The sequence below is a fragment of the Streptomyces sp. NPDC033229 genome (genome assembly GCF_055576875.1).
Genome location: NZ_JBVIQR010000001.1, coordinates 353,364 through 369,626, shown reverse-complemented (window position 1 = coordinate 369,626; position 16,263 = coordinate 353,364). Strand labels below are relative to the sequence as shown.

15 protein-coding genes are annotated in these 16,263 nt (G+C 70.7%); 9 read left to right on the top strand and 6 right to left on the bottom strand.

Annotation, left to right across the window (positions count from 1 at the left end; genetic code table 11):
- The first annotated feature begins 15 nt into the window (after positions 1-15).
- The 8 genes from ACZ53N_RS01565 to ACZ53N_RS01530 are packed head-to-tail and all read left to right on the top strand — an operon-like array spanning position 16 to position 8,390.
- The gene (locus ACZ53N_RS01565) at positions 16-1,284 is read left to right on the top strand and encodes a beta-ketoacyl-[acyl-carrier-protein] synthase family protein (RefSeq protein WP_469138960.1); all 1,269 of its coding nucleotides are present in this window, start codon (positions 16-18) and stop codon (positions 1,282-1,284) included.
- Positions 1,281-2,408 carry a beta-ketoacyl synthase N-terminal-like domain-containing protein gene (locus ACZ53N_RS01560; protein WP_469138959.1) on the top strand — a complete coding sequence of 376 codons (1,128 nt, stop codon included), beginning with the start codon at positions 1,281-1,283 and terminating at the stop codon, positions 2,406-2,408. The genes ACZ53N_RS01565 and ACZ53N_RS01560 overlap by 4 nt, the downstream gene beginning before the upstream one ends.
- Positions 2,405-3,313 carry a beta-ketoacyl synthase N-terminal-like domain-containing protein gene (locus ACZ53N_RS01555; protein WP_469138958.1) on the top strand — a complete coding sequence of 303 codons (909 nt, stop codon included), beginning with the start codon at positions 2,405-2,407 and terminating at the stop codon, positions 3,311-3,313. The genes ACZ53N_RS01560 and ACZ53N_RS01555 overlap by 4 nt, the downstream gene beginning before the upstream one ends.
- On the top strand, positions 3,310-4,059 hold the full coding sequence (locus tag ACZ53N_RS01550; protein ID WP_469138957.1) for an alpha/beta fold hydrolase: 750 nt from the start codon (positions 3,310-3,312) through the stop codon (positions 4,057-4,059). The genes ACZ53N_RS01555 and ACZ53N_RS01550 overlap by 4 nt, the downstream gene beginning before the upstream one ends.
- 40 nt (positions 4,060-4,099) lie before the next feature.
- A complete protein-coding gene (locus tag ACZ53N_RS01545) occupies positions 4,100-5,134 on the top strand; it encodes a hypothetical protein (RefSeq protein ID WP_469138956.1) in 1,035 nt (344 codons plus the stop codon).
- Positions 5,131-6,234 (top strand): beta-ketoacyl synthase N-terminal-like domain-containing protein, encoded by a 1,104-nt coding sequence (locus ACZ53N_RS01540; protein WP_469138955.1) that lies wholly within the window; start codon positions 5,131-5,133, stop codon positions 6,232-6,234. The genes ACZ53N_RS01545 and ACZ53N_RS01540 overlap by 4 nt, the downstream gene beginning before the upstream one ends.
- Positions 6,231-7,142, top strand: coding sequence for a 3-hydroxyacyl-ACP dehydratase FabZ family protein (locus ACZ53N_RS01535; protein ID WP_469138954.1), 912 nt, complete (start codon positions 6,231-6,233; stop codon positions 7,140-7,142). The genes ACZ53N_RS01540 and ACZ53N_RS01535 overlap by 4 nt, the downstream gene beginning before the upstream one ends.
- 36 nt (positions 7,143-7,178) lie before the next feature.
- Positions 7,179-8,390, top strand: coding sequence for a cytochrome P450 family protein (locus ACZ53N_RS01530; RefSeq protein ID WP_469138953.1), 1,212 nt, complete (start codon positions 7,179-7,181; stop codon positions 8,388-8,390).
- 287 nt (positions 8,391-8,677) lie between these two features.
- Here ACZ53N_RS01530 and ACZ53N_RS01525 read toward each other — a convergent pair whose 3' ends face one another.
- From ACZ53N_RS01525 to ACZ53N_RS01505, 5 genes are all read right to left on the bottom strand, one after another.
- A complete protein-coding gene (locus ACZ53N_RS01525; RefSeq protein WP_469138952.1) occupies positions 8,678-10,645 on the bottom strand; it encodes an ABC1 kinase family protein in 1,968 nt (655 codons plus the stop codon).
- Positions 10,646-10,812: 167 nt separating this feature from the next.
- Positions 10,813-11,019 (bottom strand): MbtH family protein, encoded by a 207-nt coding sequence (locus ACZ53N_RS01520; protein ID WP_469138951.1) that lies wholly within the window; start codon positions 11,017-11,019, stop codon positions 10,813-10,815.
- Positions 11,016-11,681, bottom strand: a complete 666-nt coding sequence (locus ACZ53N_RS01515) for a DsbA family protein (protein WP_469138950.1) — start codon at positions 11,679-11,681, stop codon at positions 11,016-11,018. Before ACZ53N_RS01515 ends, ACZ53N_RS01520 begins: the two co-directional genes overlap by 4 nt.
- Positions 11,682-11,733: 52 nt before the next feature.
- On the bottom strand, positions 11,734-12,480 hold the full coding sequence (gene fabG / locus ACZ53N_RS01510; protein WP_469138949.1) for a 3-oxoacyl-[acyl-carrier-protein] reductase: 747 nt from the start codon (positions 12,478-12,480) through the stop codon (positions 11,734-11,736).
- Positions 12,481-12,578: 98 nt separating this feature from the next.
- Positions 12,579-12,863 carry an acyl carrier protein gene (locus ACZ53N_RS01505; protein WP_130881606.1) on the bottom strand — a complete coding sequence of 95 codons (285 nt, stop codon included), beginning with the start codon at positions 12,861-12,863 and terminating at the stop codon, positions 12,579-12,581.
- A 320-nt stretch (positions 12,864-13,183) separates the two neighbouring features.
- Between ACZ53N_RS01505 and ACZ53N_RS01500 the strand changes: the two genes are divergently transcribed.
- Positions 13,184-15,346 carry an MMPL family transporter gene (locus tag ACZ53N_RS01500; protein WP_469138948.1) on the top strand — a complete coding sequence of 721 codons (2,163 nt, stop codon included), beginning with the start codon at positions 13,184-13,186 and terminating at the stop codon, positions 15,344-15,346.
- A gap of 145 nt (positions 15,347-15,491) precedes the next feature.
- Here ACZ53N_RS01500 and ACZ53N_RS01495 read toward each other — a convergent pair whose 3' ends face one another.
- A complete protein-coding gene (locus tag ACZ53N_RS01495; RefSeq protein WP_469138947.1) occupies positions 15,492-16,247 on the bottom strand; it encodes a thioesterase II family protein in 756 nt (251 codons plus the stop codon).
- Between the last annotated feature and the right edge of the window lie 16 nt (positions 16,248-16,263).

The following is a 16,263-nucleotide window of genomic DNA, read 5'->3' as shown; positions in this document are numbered from 1 at the left end:
AACCGAAGGAAAGCTATGTCTTCAACACGTCCTGGCAGTGCGCCGGAAAGGCACCGTGTGGTGCTCACCGGATTCGGCGTGGTGTCCAGCATCGGTATCGGTGCCGCCGAATTCACCGAGAGCCTCAAGGCGGGCCGCAGTGGTGCGAAGCCCATCTCGATATTCGACGTCGAGGGCTTCGCGCACAGCAACGGCTGTGAGGTCTCCTCGTTCGATCCCGAGCAGTGGGTGCACAACACCCCCATTTCCTCTCTCGGCCGCGCGAGCCGCTTCGCGGTCGGCGCGGCCCGGATGGCCCTCCAGGACGCCGGCCTGGAGCCCGCGCAGCTCGCCGACCGGCGCGGGCTGATCTCGCTGGGCACCACCGACGGCGAGTCCTACGAGCTCGACCAGCTGGTGGCCGTCGAACTCGCCGACGGGCCCGAGCGGATGGACCCCGAGGTCGTCCGCCGGGTGTCCCCCGTGCGGCTGTCGACGGCCATCGCCCAGGAGCTCGGGCTGACGAACGTGGAGGCGCAGACCATCGCGACGGCCTGCTCGGCGGGCAACTACGCGATCGGGTACGGCTTCGACGCGGTGAGTTCCGGCGAGGCGGAGTTCGCGCTGTGCGGCGGCGCCGACGCGATGTGCCGCAAGACCTTCACCGGCTTCTACCGGCTGGGCACCATCGCGCCGGAGTGCTGCCAGCCCTTCGACATCAACCGCAAGGGCATCCTCACCGGCGAGGGCGCGGGCGTCCTGGTCCTGGAGCGCCTGGACTCGGCGCTGGCGCGCGGCGCCACGATCTACGCCGAGGTGCTCGGCTACGGACTCAACTGCGACGCGTACCACCAGGTCGCCCCGAACGGCGCCAGCGTCGCGAGCTGCATGGACATCGCGCTGAAGAACGCCGGCGTGAAGCCCGAGGAGGTCGATCTGATCTCCGCGCACGGCACGGGCACCAAGGCCAACGACATCACCGAGGCGCGCGCCATCCGGGACGTCTTCGGCACCGCCCCGCCGCGCACGATCTCGCTGAAGTCGATGCTCGGCCACACGATGGGCGCCGCGAGCGCGCTCGGCGCGATCGCCAGCGGGCTCGCCATCGCCCACGGCTTCATCCCGCCGACCATCAACCACACCGAGACCGACCCCGAGTGCGAGATCGACTGCGTGCCGAACCACGCCGTCGAGGCGGACCTGCGGATCGTGCAGAACAACGGTCTGGCGTTCGGCGGCAACAACGCGATCGTCATCCTCGGCAAATACGAGGAAGGCCAGGAGAGCCGGGAGAACGCGGCATGAGTTTTCCGATCACCGGGGTCGGTGCGGTGGCGAGCATCGGGGACACCCCCGATGAGATCTTCGCCGGGCTGTGCGCGGGCGTCAGCGGGCTCGCCCCGCTGCGCGGCTTCGACCGGGAAAAGTTCAAGGCACAGCAGCTCTTCGAGATCGACGACCGGTCCGGTGAGGGCGACGAACCCGGCCGGGCCACCCGCTTCCTCGTCGAGGCCGTGCGGCAGGCCGCGGCGGACGCCGGGCTCGGCGAGGACCTCAGCGGCGTGCCGGTCCTGGTCGGCACGGGCCTTCGGGAGCTGCGGTCGCTGGAGCTGTGGTGGCGCGACGGCATCCCCTTCGACGCCGCGGACCTGGACTTCGGCCCCGCGCTGCGGGAGCGGTTCGGGGCGCTGGACACCCATACGTTCGCCGGCGCCTGCTCGGCCTCGCTGTACGCGCTGGCCCTGGGCTGGGACCTGCTGGAGCAGGGCGAGACCGACACGGTCATCGTGGCCGGCTGCGACGCGGTGACCGAGTCGATGTTCGGCCAGGCCGACCGGGTGCAGTTCGACCCGCCGCCCACCGTGCGCCCGTTCGACCGGGACCGGCAGGGCACCATCCTCGGCGAGGGCGCGGTCGCGGTCGTGCTGCGCCGGGAGGCGGCCCCGGGCCGTCCGGTGCGCGGCTGGCTGCGGTCGGTAGCCGTCAACTGCGACGCCGTGCACCCCACGGCGCCGGACCGAGAGGGCATCACGGCGTCCATCCGGCAGGCCCACGAGGCGGCGAAGGCCACCCCGGGCGATATCGATCTGGTGCTGCTGCACGCCACCGGGACCCCCGTCAACGACCTCATGGAGGCCAAGGTGACCGCCGAGGTCTTCGCCGGCGCGCGGCCCGCCCTGACCGGCATCAAGTCGCAGATCGGCCACACGTCCGGCTCGGCCGGACTGATGAGCCTGCTGGTGGCCCTGTCCGCCATCACGTCGGGGCGGATACCGCCGATCGCCAGCCTGGCCGACCCGCTGCCGGAGGCCGAGGGGCTGCGACTGGTCACCGACACCCCGCTGGCAGAGCCGGTGGGGGTCGCCCAGGTCAACGCTTTCGGGTTCGGCGGCGTCAACGCCGTGGCGATCGTGGCGGGTGCGGCATGAGCGTCGCGATCACCGGTGTGGGGCTGCTGCTGCCCGGACTCACCGACCCCCAGGGGCTGCTCGGGCCCCCCGTGCCCGGCGGGGACCCCGTCGACCCCGCCGCCCTGATCGGCAAGAAGGGGCTGCGCTACAAGGACCGGGCCACGCAGATCGGGCTGTGCCTGGCGTCGGCCGCGCTGACCGACGCGGGGCTGCTGGACGACGGCGGGCTCACCGTCCCCCGCGAGCGGGTCGGCATCGTCGTCAGCACCAACCTCGGCAACGCCGACACGGTCTGCCGGGCGGTCGCGACCATCGCGAAGGAGGGCACCACCGGGCTCAGCCCGATGGACACCCCGAACGCCTCCAGCAACATCACCGCCTCGGAGACCGCGATCCGCTTCGATCTGCGCGGCCCGAACCTGACGGTGTGCAACGGCGCCACCTCCGGTCTGGACGCGGTCCGCTGGGCGGCCCTGACCGTCCGGTCCGGGCGCGCCGACCACATGCTCGTCCTGGGCGTGGAGCCCGACAACGACGTGACGCGGACGCTCGTCGGCGGGCCCGTCGTGGACGGCGGCGCGGCCGTGGTCCTCGGGCGGGCCGCCGACAGCACCCGGGCCAAGGTCACGCTCGGTCCGGCGGTCCGTGCCACCTCGCTCGCCGCCTGCGCGGAGGAGCTCACGCGCACGGCCCCCGGGGGCGCCGGGTGGCTCACCGACGACCCGGCGCTCGTACCGGTCGGCGCGGAACACTTCGCTCTGCACGGCTGGGGCGAGTGCTCCGGCGCGCTGGGCGTCCTGCAGTGCGCGGCGGCCGCCGGCTGGGCCGCCACGGGCCGCACCGAGCCGGTGTACGCACTGCTCGGCGGTGCCGGTGCGCCCTCCGCCGGGCTCGTCCTCACCCCCCGCGGGCCGTCCTCATGAGACAGGTCGTGCTGCTGCACGGGCTCGGCAACAACGGTGCCATCTGGTCGCGCACCCACGAGCACTTTCCTGCCGATGTGCGGGTGCACGCCCCCGATCTGCCCTGGCGCAGCGACGGGATCGACGCCTGGCGCTTCGAGACCGACTCGGCGGGCCGGCTCGCGGAGATCCTTTCCGCCGTGCCCGGCGGCCCGGATCTGGTGGTCGCCCACTCGTTCACCGCGCTGCCCCTGCTGGAGCTGCTCGCCCGCCGTGCGCTGGCGGGCGAGCGGCCCGGGATGGCGGGGGTGGTCGTGGTGACGCCGTTCTACCGGCGGGATCCGGGCGACTTCCACTGGAACATGATCGCGCCGCTGCTGGACAGCTTCCCCGAGACCATGTCGGAGGCCATCCGGCTGCAGGCCGGGGACCGGCCCGTGCAGCCGGACCTGCGGGCCGACATGGCGCGCAGGCTCTGCGAGTGGATCGGCCCCTACGGGTGGCTGCGGTTCTTCGACGCCTATCTCAACTCGCCGCGGCTGCGGCTGGATCTGATCACCGTGCCCGCTCTGGTGATCGGCGCGGAGCAGGACGTCACCGCGCCCGTCGCCGAGGCCCGGCAGCTGGCCGCGGACCTGCCCGCGGGCGAGGCGCTGATCTGGCCCGAGGGCGGCCACTTCCCGATGCTCGACCGGCCGCGCGCCTTCGTCGAGGCGGTGCACGCGTTCCTCGACCGCGTACCGGCCCGGCTCAGCCCGGCCGCCTGAACACGAACCCGAAGAAATCACCGAGAAAACCGAACCGACCATGACCGAACTGAAGGAGTCAGCGATGAGCCCGGTGCTCGATCCCGCTGTGGCGGCGCTGCTGGACAACCCGACCACGACCCGGCTGCGCCCCGTCTTCGAGGGCAACAACATCAGCTTCGCGATCGGCTTCAAGCACATCAACTACGTCGCGGAAGCGGCCGTCCTGAGCCACTTCCGCGCGGCGGGGCTGTCCGTCGGCTCGATGTACAAGCGCTTCGGCCTGGGCTTCGAGGTCGTGGAGCTGCGCTCCCGGCTCGGTGCGCTGCTGGACGTCGACGACGAGGTGGAGGCGGAGGTCACCCCGGCGACGAAGGACGGCGCCACCGAGTTCACCTTCAAGGTCGCGCAGTTCGTCGAGCGGGACGGGGAGCGCCTGAAGTGCGCCACGTCCACGGTGCGGGTGGCGCTGCGGATCGACGACCACATCGCCGCTTCCGAGGCCTACCCGGCAGGTCTGGAGCGGTTCGCCGTGCGCACCCTGGGCACCGGGGACCGGCTGGAGCTGGCCGCGACCCCGAGCCCGTACGGGAGTCTGGTCGAGGGCCGCGGCACCGTCGGTTCGGACCCGGTGCTCGACGAGCTGATCGGTGAGGACAACGCCTTCGGCTGGCGCTGGCGGATGCCCTACTTCTACTGCCACTTCAACGACCGGGTGCAGATGTCGGGCTTCCTGCGGGTGATGGAGGAGGTCGAGGACCTCTTCCTCGCCTCCCGGGGCCTCGCCATCAAGGAGGTTCTGGACACCCGGAACTGGATCCCGGTCGTCACCCAGTCGGAGCTGCGGCTGCTCGACGAGACGCTGATGGAGGAGGAGCTCTACACCGTCTACACCATCGAGAACGTCTTCAAGAGCCTTCTCTACACCGCGCGGATGGACTGCTACGTCATCCGTGACGGCGAGCTGGTGCGGACCGTGACCGGCACCATCACCCACGGCTATCTCACCGAGCACGCCCCCAACGAGTGGTCGATGGCGACGTTCGACGAGGCGACGGTCTCCGCGCTGAGCACCCCGAAGCGGGTGGACGCATGAGCGCCGTGACCACGTCCCGGCCGGTGATCTCGGCATGGTCGGCCGTCTCCCCGTACGGCATCGGCGCCCGCGCCCTGACCGAGGGGCTGCGGGAGGGGCGGGCGACGTCCGCGCCGGTGGACACCGAGCGCTGGCGGGTGCCGGCGGGTGACGCCCATCTGGTGCCGGGCTTCGAGGTCCGCGAGGTGCTGGGGAAGAAGGGCACCCGTTCCATGGACCGGGTGACCGGGCTCGCGGTGACCACCGTGGGCGCCCTGCTGGAGCAGCCGCAGGCCGACCGGGACCGGGAGACCGGGGACCGGGCCGCGCTGGTGCTGGGCACCACGACGGGCAGCGTCGCCAGCATGATGGACTTCACCCGCAGCTCTCTGGTGGGGGCGCGGCCGTTCGACGTCGACCCGGCGCAGATGCCGAACGCGGTGATGAACTGCGCGGCGGGCCAGTGCGCGATCTGGTACGGCATGCGTGGGCCCAACACCACCCTCGCGGGCGGCCGGACGGCCAGCCTGTCGGCGGTGAACTACGCGACGCGGCTGCTGTCGTCCGGGCGGGCCGAGTCGGTGCTGTGCGGCGCGGCGGAGGAGTTCTCCTCGGCCCGCTACTGGCTGGAGCGGCACAGCAGGGAGTCCGGTGGAGAGGATCCGGCGCTCGGCGAGGGCTGCGCGATGCTGCTGATCCAGCCCGCCGACGCGTGCAGCCCGGAGCGTCCCGCGCTCGCCGAGATCCTGGCGGTCGAGTCGCGGGTGGCGTTCGGGGACGATCTGCGGGTGACGCTGGAGGCCTGTGTACGGTCCGCTCTCGCCGCGTCCGGCGGCGCGGCCGAGGAGGTGTGGGCGGCCAGTCACAGCGAGGCCCCCGGCGCGGCCGGTGTGGTGGAGCGCGAGGTGCTGGCCTCCGTCGTGGGCGACCGGGCCCTGGAGCGGGTGCCGGGCGTGGGCACGCTCGGCGATGTCTCGGCCGCCTCCGGCGCGTTCCAGATCGCGATGCTGCTGGCCACCGCCGACGGTGACGCCGAGGCGGCCGGCCGGCTCGCGGTGGCGACCTCCGTCGACCGGGACGGCTCGCTGTCCTGCGCGGTGCTGCGGCTGGCGGCGTCATGACCGCCACCCTGACCCGGGACTCCGGCATCAGCCCGGTGGCCGGACGGGTGTCCGTCGTCTCCCCCCGGGGGGGCGACGGGAGCGCGGCGACACGGTTCACCGTCTCCCCCGACGAGCCGGTGTTCGCCGGCCACTACCCGGACTTCCCGATCTTCCCCGGGGTGTGCGTGGTCGACTGCGCGCACCGCGGCGCGCTGGCCACGGCCCCGGAGCCGGTCGAGCTGGTGGCCGTGGAGTCGGCCCGGTTCACCGGGCCGGCGTTCCCCGGCGACGTCCTGGACTTCGCGCTGAAGTGGCGCCGGAAGGACGGCGACTGGCGGCTGTCGGCCACCGCCACCACCGAGCGCGGCGCCGCCGCGTCCGTCCGGCTGCGGTACCGCGCCGCGGGCAGTGCCCCGCAGCCGCCGGACGCCGGCGCTGGTGCTCCTCCCGTGGCCACCCGGGCGGGCGGGGAAGCGGAGCTGCCCGAGGTGGCGAGCCTGCTGCCGCACCGGTATCCGATGCTGCTGGTCGACCGGATCACCGCACTTGTCCCGGGCGAGCGGATCACCGTGGTCAAGACCGTCACGCACAACGAGCCCTGGTACGCGGGGCTCGCCCCCGGCCAGGACCTCGCCTACCCGGCCTCGCTGCTGGTGGAGTCCTGGGGCCAGGCCGCCGGGCTGCTCGCCTCGGCGGCCGCGCCGGACGCCCGCAGCCAGGTGATGCTGTTCGGCTCCGTGTCGCAGGCGGTCTTCCACCGCCCTGTACTCCCCGGCGACGTGGTGGAACACCGCATCACACTGTCCCGGTCGCTCGGCGACTCGGTGATCTTCGAGGGCGAGAGCCGCAGCGGCGCGGGCCCGGTGATGTCCGTCGGGCAGATGGTGATGGCCTTCCGCCCCGGCGATCACCTACGGCCGGCCTGACCCTCCGACGAGCGAACCCCGGTCGAGAAGGAAGACATGACGCAACAGCCGAAACTCTCCAAGTACTGGATGCTCACCGATGACTTCACCCAGAACCCGTATCCGGTTCTGGAGCGGGTCCGTACGGAGCAGCCGGTCTGCAAACTCTCCATCCCCGGAGCGGGCCATGCCTGGGTGGTGACCCGGCACGAGGACGCCAAGGCCGCTCTCGCCGATCCGCGGCTCAGCCGCGACATCCACACCCACTACAAGCTGCTTTCCAAGCTGACCGGGACCGCGCTCACGCCTCCGCCGGAGCACGCCAACCATCTGGCGAACCTGGAACCGCCGCGGCACACACCGCTGCGCAAGGCCATCAGCTCGGCCTTCACTCCGCGCCGGGCGGACGCCCTGCGCCCGCACATCGAGGCGGTCGCGGACGAGCTCCTGGACCAGCTGGCCGGGAAGGCGGGCGCCGATCTCATCGCCGACTACGCCGATCCGCTGCCGGTGATCGTCATCGCCACGCTGATGGGTGTGCCGGCCACCGCCTGGCCGGACTTCCTGCGCTGGTCGACGGAGTTGCGGGCGACCGACCCGACCGACCCCGCCGCGGACCGCACGGTGAAGGAGCTGTCCGCCTATATGTCGGCGCTCATCGCGGAGAAGGAGCGGGAGCCGGGCGACGACTTGATCTCCGCCCTCCTCCAGGCGGAGCCCGACCGCCGGTTGTCCGGTACGGAGATCCTCTCCACCAGCTTCGCGCTGATGACGGGCGGCAACGACACCACCGCCAGCCTGATCGGCGGAGTGCTGCGCACGCTCCTCACCCACCCGGCGGAGCGCGCCGAGCTGCTGGCGGCACCCGGCCGGTGGATGGCGGAGATGGACGAGCTGATCCGCTACGTCAGCCCCATCGCCAATACGCTCCAGCGGGTCACCCTGGAGCCGGTGGAGATCGGCGGGGTCACCATTCCCGCCGACGAGATCGTGATCATTTCCGCTATGTCGACCAACCGGGACCGGTGCCCGTTCCCGGAACGCCCCGACGAGCTGGACCTCAAGCGCCCCAAGCCCGCCCACCTCAGCTTCGGCCACGGCATCCACTACTGCTCGGGCGCGCATCTGGCCAAGCTGATGACGGAGGTGGCGGCGCGCCGCTTCTTCGAGCGGTTCCCGGACGCCCGGCCGGCCGTGGATCCCTCCGAACTGCGCTATGTGCAGAACATGGTGGTGCGCCCGCTGGAGTCCCTGCCCGTGGTGTGGTGACGCCGAACACCTCCGCGACACCTCGCGCCCCCGGTCCGGATGCGGCCGGGGGCGCGAGGTCGTGTCCGACGGGGCGTAGAGACGCACCACCGCTGTGCCCAAACCAGCCCGTCCGGCGTTTGAGGACACAGCACAGCAGCCCGTCCGGCGCTTGAGGACGCGCCCGCAGGGCGCTCGCCGGCGCAGGGGGCACAGCGGTCGGCAGTCGAAGGCCCGCCGGTCAGGCGAGAGGCGGCAACGACGGACCCGCAGCCGAAGATCCGCCGGACAGGCCGTAGGCCTCGCGCTCAGCGTTGGGCCCGGAAGATGGCGAAGACGATCCGCAGGCACAGCACACCGCTGATGACCAGCAGGTGGTAGCCGAGCATCTCGAAGAGCCGGATCGACCGGGTGACCATCGGCCCGCCGGTGGTGTGGAGCAGGATCACCGCCATCAGACCGAGGGTCGCCGCGAGACAGGTGAGCAGGATCTCGTGGACGAGCGCACGGAAGTAGCGGCGGTCACGGCTGTCGGCGAACAGCCGTACGTTGACCGCGAGCCGCCCGGCCTCCAGCGCGCTGGTGACCCGGTCCAGCCGGCGTGGCAGCCGGCGCAGCACGGAGAGCGCGGAGTACAGCTCGTTCTGGGTCGCGGACCCGGCGGACGCGTAACCGGTCTGGCCCGTGAACTGCCGCACGGCCCAGCCGCGTGACTCCGCCACGATGTCGAAGCCCGGTGACAGCCGGGCCAGGGTGCCCTCCAGGGTCGCCAGCGCCCGGAAGACCGCGGCCACCTCGGGCGGGATGCCCAGGCCGTGCTGGGACACGACCCGGAACAGATCCACGAAGACCTTGACGTCCGGTACGGCGCCGGGCGTGAAGTGGCGGGCCATGAAGCGGCCCAGTGACCGCTCCAGGCCTTGTTCGTCGATTTCCTCCGGCCGGGTCACCAGGTCCAGCAGGGCATCGCACAGGGCCGCCGAGTCGGCGTGGTCCACCGCCATGAGGAAGCGCCGCAGTGCGGTCCGCACCTGGCCGTCGAGTCGGCCGACGGAGCCGAAGTCGACCAGGCCCACCCGGCCGTCGTCGAGCAGCAGGATGTTGCCGGGGTGCGGGTCCGCGTGGAAGGTGCCGTCGGAGAGTATCTGGGTCAGCAGATTGCCGAGCAGTGCCCGCGCCAGGTCGGCCTGAGCGGCCGGCGAGGCGTCGGCGAGGGCGTCGTCGGCACTGATGGGCTTGCCGGGCAACTCCTCGAGCACCAGGACCAGTTCGCCGCTCAGTTCCTCATGGGTGTCCGGGATGACCACCGAGGTGTCGGCCTTGCGCTGTTCCCACGCGGCCCGGACGGTGGTCAGGTTCCGTGCCTCGATCCGGAAGTCGAGCTCTTCCCGTACGGACGCCGAGAACCCTTCGGCCAGCTCGATCACGCCCAGGGTGCGGGCCCAGTGCGCGCGGGTCTCCAGCAGTCGCGCGATCCGTCGGATGATGTCCAGGTCCCGCTCGACACCGGGCCGCACGCCGGGGCGCTGGACCTTGACCACGACCCGCTCCCCGGAGTGGAGCCGGGCCAGGTGGACCTGCGCGATGGAGGCCGCGGCCAACGGCTCGGGGTCGTACGAGGCGAACACCTCCTCCGGCGGCCTCCCGAACTCGGCGTGCAGCTGCTGGGCTATGCGCTCCGCGGGCTCCGGCGGCACCTGGTAGTGCAGCCGGCTCAGCTCGCTGATGAAGGCGGGCGGCAGCAGGTCGTGGCGGGTCGCCAGCACCTGGCCGAGCTTGACGAAGGTCGGGCCGCCCTCTTCCAGCGCCAGCCGCAGCGGCCTGGCCAGCAGGGCGGTGGCACGGCCGGCGCCCGCGGCCTCACTGCCGCCGCGGTCGATGCCCCGCCCGCGCAAATACGGTCGCAGCCCGTGCCGCACCACAATGCCGCTGATCTGCGCGTATCTACGGGCCCTGGCGACACGGGAGCGCAGCGCGCGCAACCACCCGACGGCCGGTCCGGCCGCGTCGCTGGGAAAGACCATGTCCGTCACGGCCAGGAATCCCATGCCGAGCAGCAGGGCGCAGCCCATCTGTACGCCCATCAGCAGCCCGCCGCGCTCCGGCGTCCGGATGACGGTGCTGAACACCAGGACTCCGCCGAAGGTGACGGCTCCGGTCAGGAAGGTGCGGATGACTCCCACCCGCACCCCGAGCAGCCGCCGCGCCAGCACCGGGAAGACGATCAGGAACAGCGCGAAACTGGCCGCCGCGAGGACGACGGTCGCTATCGTCATGCATATTCCTCAATGGATGCGGATGGTGTTCTTGAATTCTTCTGAATTCTTCTAACAGCCCGCTGGAACCAGGAACAAGACGGGTAGCAGCAAGCTGCCAAAAACGGTGCGGGGCCCGGCGTCGTCGGGGGTTTCGACGCGGGGCCCCGCAGCTTGGGGGTGGACGATCAGCCCATGGCCCGGGCGAGGCTCTTCGGGCGCATGTCGGTCCAGTTCTGCTCGACGTACTCCAGGCAGGCGGCGCGCGTGTCCTGGCCGAAGACGGTCGTCCAGCCGGCCGGGATCTCGGCGAAGGCGGGCCACAGGGAGTGCTGGTTCTCGTCGTTGACCAGAACGAAGTAGCTGGCGTTGTCGTCCTCGAAGGGGTTGCTCATGATTCGGTTCCTTCCGTGCGGGTCGTAGAGGTGGTTGCGGCGACGGCCCGGGCGGCACGGACCGTCTCGACAAAGGCGGGGAGCCGGTCGATTCCCCAGAACTTGTCGCGTCGGTGGATGAAGAAAGGCACGCCGAACACCCCGTCCCGCTCCATCTCGCGGAGGATGTCGAGACCGCGTGCCCGCAGCCGCTCGTCGTCCACCGCGTTCGCCACCCGGTCCGGGTCCAGGCCCAGCTCCTCGGCGACGGCGGCGATGACCTTGCGGTCCGCGATGTCGAGGCCCAGCTCCCAGCGGGCCCTGCTGACCGCCGCGATGTAGTCGCGGCCTCGGCCCTCGTCCTCCGCCACCAGATAACCGAGGTGGGAGACCGCCCAGTTGGGGTCCTTGTCGATGGGCCAGGCGACCTGCAGACCCCGTTCGGTGCTCAGCCGCTTGACGTCCTGGAGGATGTAGAAGTGCTTCTCCTTGGACATGGGGACGTACGGAAGCTGGACGCCCTCCTGTTCGAGCAGCCGGTTGCTGACCTCGTCCGGCTCCCAGTACGGACGCCATTCGATGGCGTCCGCGACATCCGGGTACCGTTCGGTGAGGTCACGGAACGCGAGCCATGAGTACGGGCTGCGCAGTGAGAAATACCAGCGGGGTGGCTTGATGGCCATCGAATGCCTCCTGGAATACCGGGCCCGGTGCATCCGGTGTGTCCGGGCGTAGCTAGATGGTGATGCCGCCGTCGATCTGCAGGACCGACCCGGTGACATAGCCGGCCCGGTCGGAGGCGAGATATCCGACGAGGTCGGCGACCTCTTCGGCGGTTCCCAGCCGGCCGAGCGGCACCTGCTCCAGTGCCTTGTCCTTGACGGCGCCGGTGAGCACGGAGGTCATGTCCGTGTCGATGAAGCCCGGTGCCACCACATTGACGCGGATGCCGTACCGGCCCACTTCCTTGGCGAGGGCCCGCGAGAATCCGATGATCCCCGCCTTGGAGGCGGAGTAATTCGTCTGGGTCGCGTTCCCGTACACCCCGGCCACGGAGGAGAGATTGACGATCGCTCCCGACTTCCGCTTCATCATCGAGAACACCACGGCACGGCACAGGTTGTAGACGCCGTCGAGATTGACGTCCAGCACCTGGTGCCACTGGTCCTCGGTCATCATCACCAGCGGGTTGTCCCGGGTGATGCCCGCCGCCGTCACCGCCACGTCGACGGGTCCGAGCAGGTCCTCGGTCTCGGCGACCAGGGCCTTGACCGCCTCGCCGTCCGTCACATCGGCCTTGCGGGCCAGGACGCGGACACCGATCTCGGTGACCTGCTTCTCCAGCTCGCGGGCGGCCTCGTCATTGGACTGGTAGCAGAAGGCGACATCGAAGCCGTCCTGCGCCAGTCGCAGCACCGTCGCCCGCCCGATGCCACGCGAACCGCCCGTGACAAGGGCGACCCGGGTGTCCTTGCTCGTCATTGCTCTCCCTCAACCTTTGCGCCGGCCGCACCGGCCTGTGCTGCCCGTGGCGGCGGTGATGCCCTGGCGAGAATCAGCAGGGCATCGACCGACCCCCGCTACCAGCCGGCGGACTCCGCGACGACCTCGTAGACACCCTTGAGATGGACCATGCGGGACAGTTCCGACTGGTCGATGACGATGCCGAACTGCTTCTCCAGCGCGGCCAGGATCTCGATGGCCCGCAGCGAGTCCGCGCCGTGGTCCTCCTTGAAGAGGCTGGTCTCGGTGACCTCGTCCTCCTCGAGCTCGAGAATGTCGCAGATGATTTCGCTGATCTTGGCCAGGCGCTCTTCGTACGTACCGCTCACGACGGATTCAGCCCTTTCGGTATGCCGATTCATTTCAGCCACAATGACGAAACTCGGTCGGACACATTTCTAGGAGCCGCGGCCGACCACCGGCAAGCCGGGTTTCAGCAAGCTGCCACTCACCGCCGCCCCAGCAGCGGCGGAGCCCGGCGGCGGGGCTTTGACCGGCCGTGCTGTCAACAAGCGGACACCCTTCACGCGCGTGGCCTCCGCTGCCCCTGCCCGGTGGGAACCTGATGCCTATTCGTGGGGCGGAGCGCGGGCTTCCGTGTCGGTCTTCCCCATCGAGCACATACCGCTGGCCGGAGTCGGAAGTCCGGACAGTGGCGAAGCCTTTTCCTTTAAGGAGCCCCATGTTCGGACGAGTCGGACGGTTCTGTGTCAACCGCCCGTGGCTGACCATCGTGGCTTGGATTGTCGCGGCGATAGCGCTCAGTGCGCTCGCGCCTTCACTCAAGCCCACCGATGACCAAGCCGACTTCCTGCCTTCGCACTATCAATCGGTGCAGGCGGCGAAGCTGCAGGAGAAGGCCTTCCCGCAGCGGGACCAGCCGGCGGCCATCATCGTCTTCCAGCGGTCCGACGGCGGAAAGCTGACGGCTTCCGACAAGGAGGCCGTGGGCAAGGTCGCGAGGAATCTGCAGGACCGGAAGTACAGCAAGATCAAGCAGGTGCTGGCGAACCCCGCTGCGGTTTCGGCGGACGGCACGATCGCCCTGGCGAACGTCCTCGCCGACACGAAGAACGTCTACGACGAAGACGTGGTCGACGCGGTCAAGCAGATGCGGGCGGACGCCAAGTCCCCGCTGGGCGGCACCGCGCTGAAGATGGGCATCACCGGCTCGGCGGCCACGGCCCTCGACACCCGGGAGTCGTCCGGTGACACCGACGCCATGATCATGATGGCCACCCTGGTCCTGATCATCGTGCTGCTGGGTGTCATCTTCCGCAGTCCCCTCATCGCGTTCCTGCCGGTGCTCACGATCCTCGTGGTCTTCACCGTGGCCAACGGCCTCATCGCGACGGCCAGCGAGCTGGGCGGCCTCAAGGCGGACCAGAGCGTCTCGGCCCTGCTGATCGTCGTCCTCTTCGGTGTCGGCACCGACTACATCCTGTTCCTGCTGTTCCGGTACCGGGAGGCGCTGCGGGCGGGTGAGCAGCCCAAGAACGCGCTGGTCAACGCCGTGAGTTCGGTGGGCGAGACCGTCGCCTCGGCGGCCGGAGCGGTCATCGTGGCGTTCCTGGCCCTGCTGCTGTCGACGATGGGCAGCATGCGGTCCCTCGGCCCGTCCCTGGCGATCGCGGTCGCGGTGACCCTGGTGGCCGCCCTCACGCTCGTCCCCGCCGTCTTCTCCCTGCTGGGCACGAAGGCCTTCTGGCCGTCCAAGTCGTGGCAGAAGCAGCCGAGGAACACCACTGCCAACCGCATCGGCTCGCTGGTCAGCCGGCGTCCGGCGGCCGTGGCCGTGGTGTCGGCGGGTGTCCTGGCGGTGCTCGCGGTCGGTGTCTTCGGCTTCAAGGCCGAGTTCGACTCGGAGAGTTCGCTGCCCAAGGACCTGGAGTCGGTCCAGGCCATGGAGGTGCTGCAGAAGGGCTTCGCCGCGGGCGGCGCCGACCCGACGCTGGTGTACCTGGAGGCGAAGGACGGCGGCAAGCTGGACAAGCCCGAGCTGAAGGCGTTCCACGACGCGCTCGCGGGTGTGCCGGGGGTGGGCCAGGTCTCCGAGGCCGTGCCCAGCCCCAAGGGTGACGTCGCGCAGTTCAGTGTGGTGCTGAAGTACCGGCCCGCCGAGGACAAGGCGATCTCCCTGGTCTCGGGCCCGCTCCGCGACGCGGTCGACAAGGCGGCGCCGGAGGGCAGCAAGGCCCTCGTGGGCGGCACGACCGCCGTGCTGGCGGACATCGAGACCGCGGTCAACCACGACTACAAGGTGGTCTTCCCGGTCGCGGGCATCGCCATCATGGTCATCCTCGGTCTGCTGCTGCGCAGCGTCGTGGCCCCGCTCTATCTGATGGTGTCGGTGGGCCTGGGCTTCGCCGCGACGCTGGGCTCCACGGTGTGGCTGTTCCAGGGGGCGCAGGGTGAGAAGGGGCTGCTGTTCATGCTCCCGGTCATCGTGTACCTCTTCGTGGTGGCGATCGGCACCGACTACAACATCCTGATGGTGGCCCGGCTGCGCGAGGAGATCCGCAAGGGCACCGCGCCCCGGGAGGCCGTCCGGCTCGCCGTCGCCCAGTCCGTGCCGACCATCAGCGCGGCGGCGATCATTCTCGCCGGTACGTTCGGTGTGCTGATGCTCGCCGACAACAGCATGCTCCAGCAGATGGGCTTCGCGGTGTCGTTCGGCATCCTGCTGACCGCGTTCATCATGGCGCTGCTGCTGGTGCCGACGCTGACGACCCTGCTGGGGGAGAAGGCGTGGTGGCCCGGGCACCAGGCGCCGGACGCCGCGGCGCCGACGGACACGTTCCGGGAGCCCGGGGACCGTGCGGTCTCCGGATCCGCCTCCAGGTGACGTCCCTCGTCACCCTGGTGTGACGACGGCCGGCGGCCGGCACGACCGGGATTCCCGGTGGTGCCGGCCGTCGGCCTTTTCGCCCGGCAGCGGGCAGCACGGAGCCCCGACGGCATGGTTGCCGCCGGGGCTCGTGCGGTCGCGGTCAGGGCCGTACGGACTCCAGTCGCGCACGGATGTCGGTGATGAGTTCCGTCCGCCGGTCGATCAGATAGAAGTGGTCCCCGGGCAGTACCGCCATGTCGAATCCCCCGGGGGCGAGGTCGGACCAGCCGGAGACGGACACGGGGTCCACATCGGGATCGCTGTCGCCGACGTAGGCGACGACGGGACACGGCAGCGGAACCCCGGGCCTGGCCGGGTAGTCGGCGACGATCCGGAAGTCCGTCCGGATGGCGGGGAGTACGAGCTCACGCAGGTCGGGGTCCGCCAGCAGGGCGGCATCGGTGCCACCGAGCCGGCCGACCTCGGCGACGATGCTGTCGTCGTCGTCGAGATCGGTCGTGCGGGGGGTGAGCAGGTGCGGCGGCTTGCGGCCGGACACCAGCAGGACGGCCGGCGCCACCCCGTACCGCTCGCGCAGCCGCAGGGTCAGCTCGTATCCGATGGAGGCACCCATGCTGTGGCCGAAGAGGGCCAACGGCGTGTCGGTGTACGGCCCGAGCTCCTCGGCGAGCGCATCGGCCATCCCCTCCATGGTGGTGACGAACGGATCGGCGATGCGCTCCTGGCGCCCGGGGTAGCGGGCGACCATCACCTCCACGTCGTCCTCGAAGGCGCGCCCCCAGGGGTGGAAGAAGCTCGCGGAGCCCCCGGCGTGCGGGAGGCAGAGCAGGCGCAGCCGGGGCTGCGCCTGCGTGGTGAACCGGCGCAGCCAGGTGCTTCGGATGTCTACTGCCATGGTGCTTCGGGTCTCC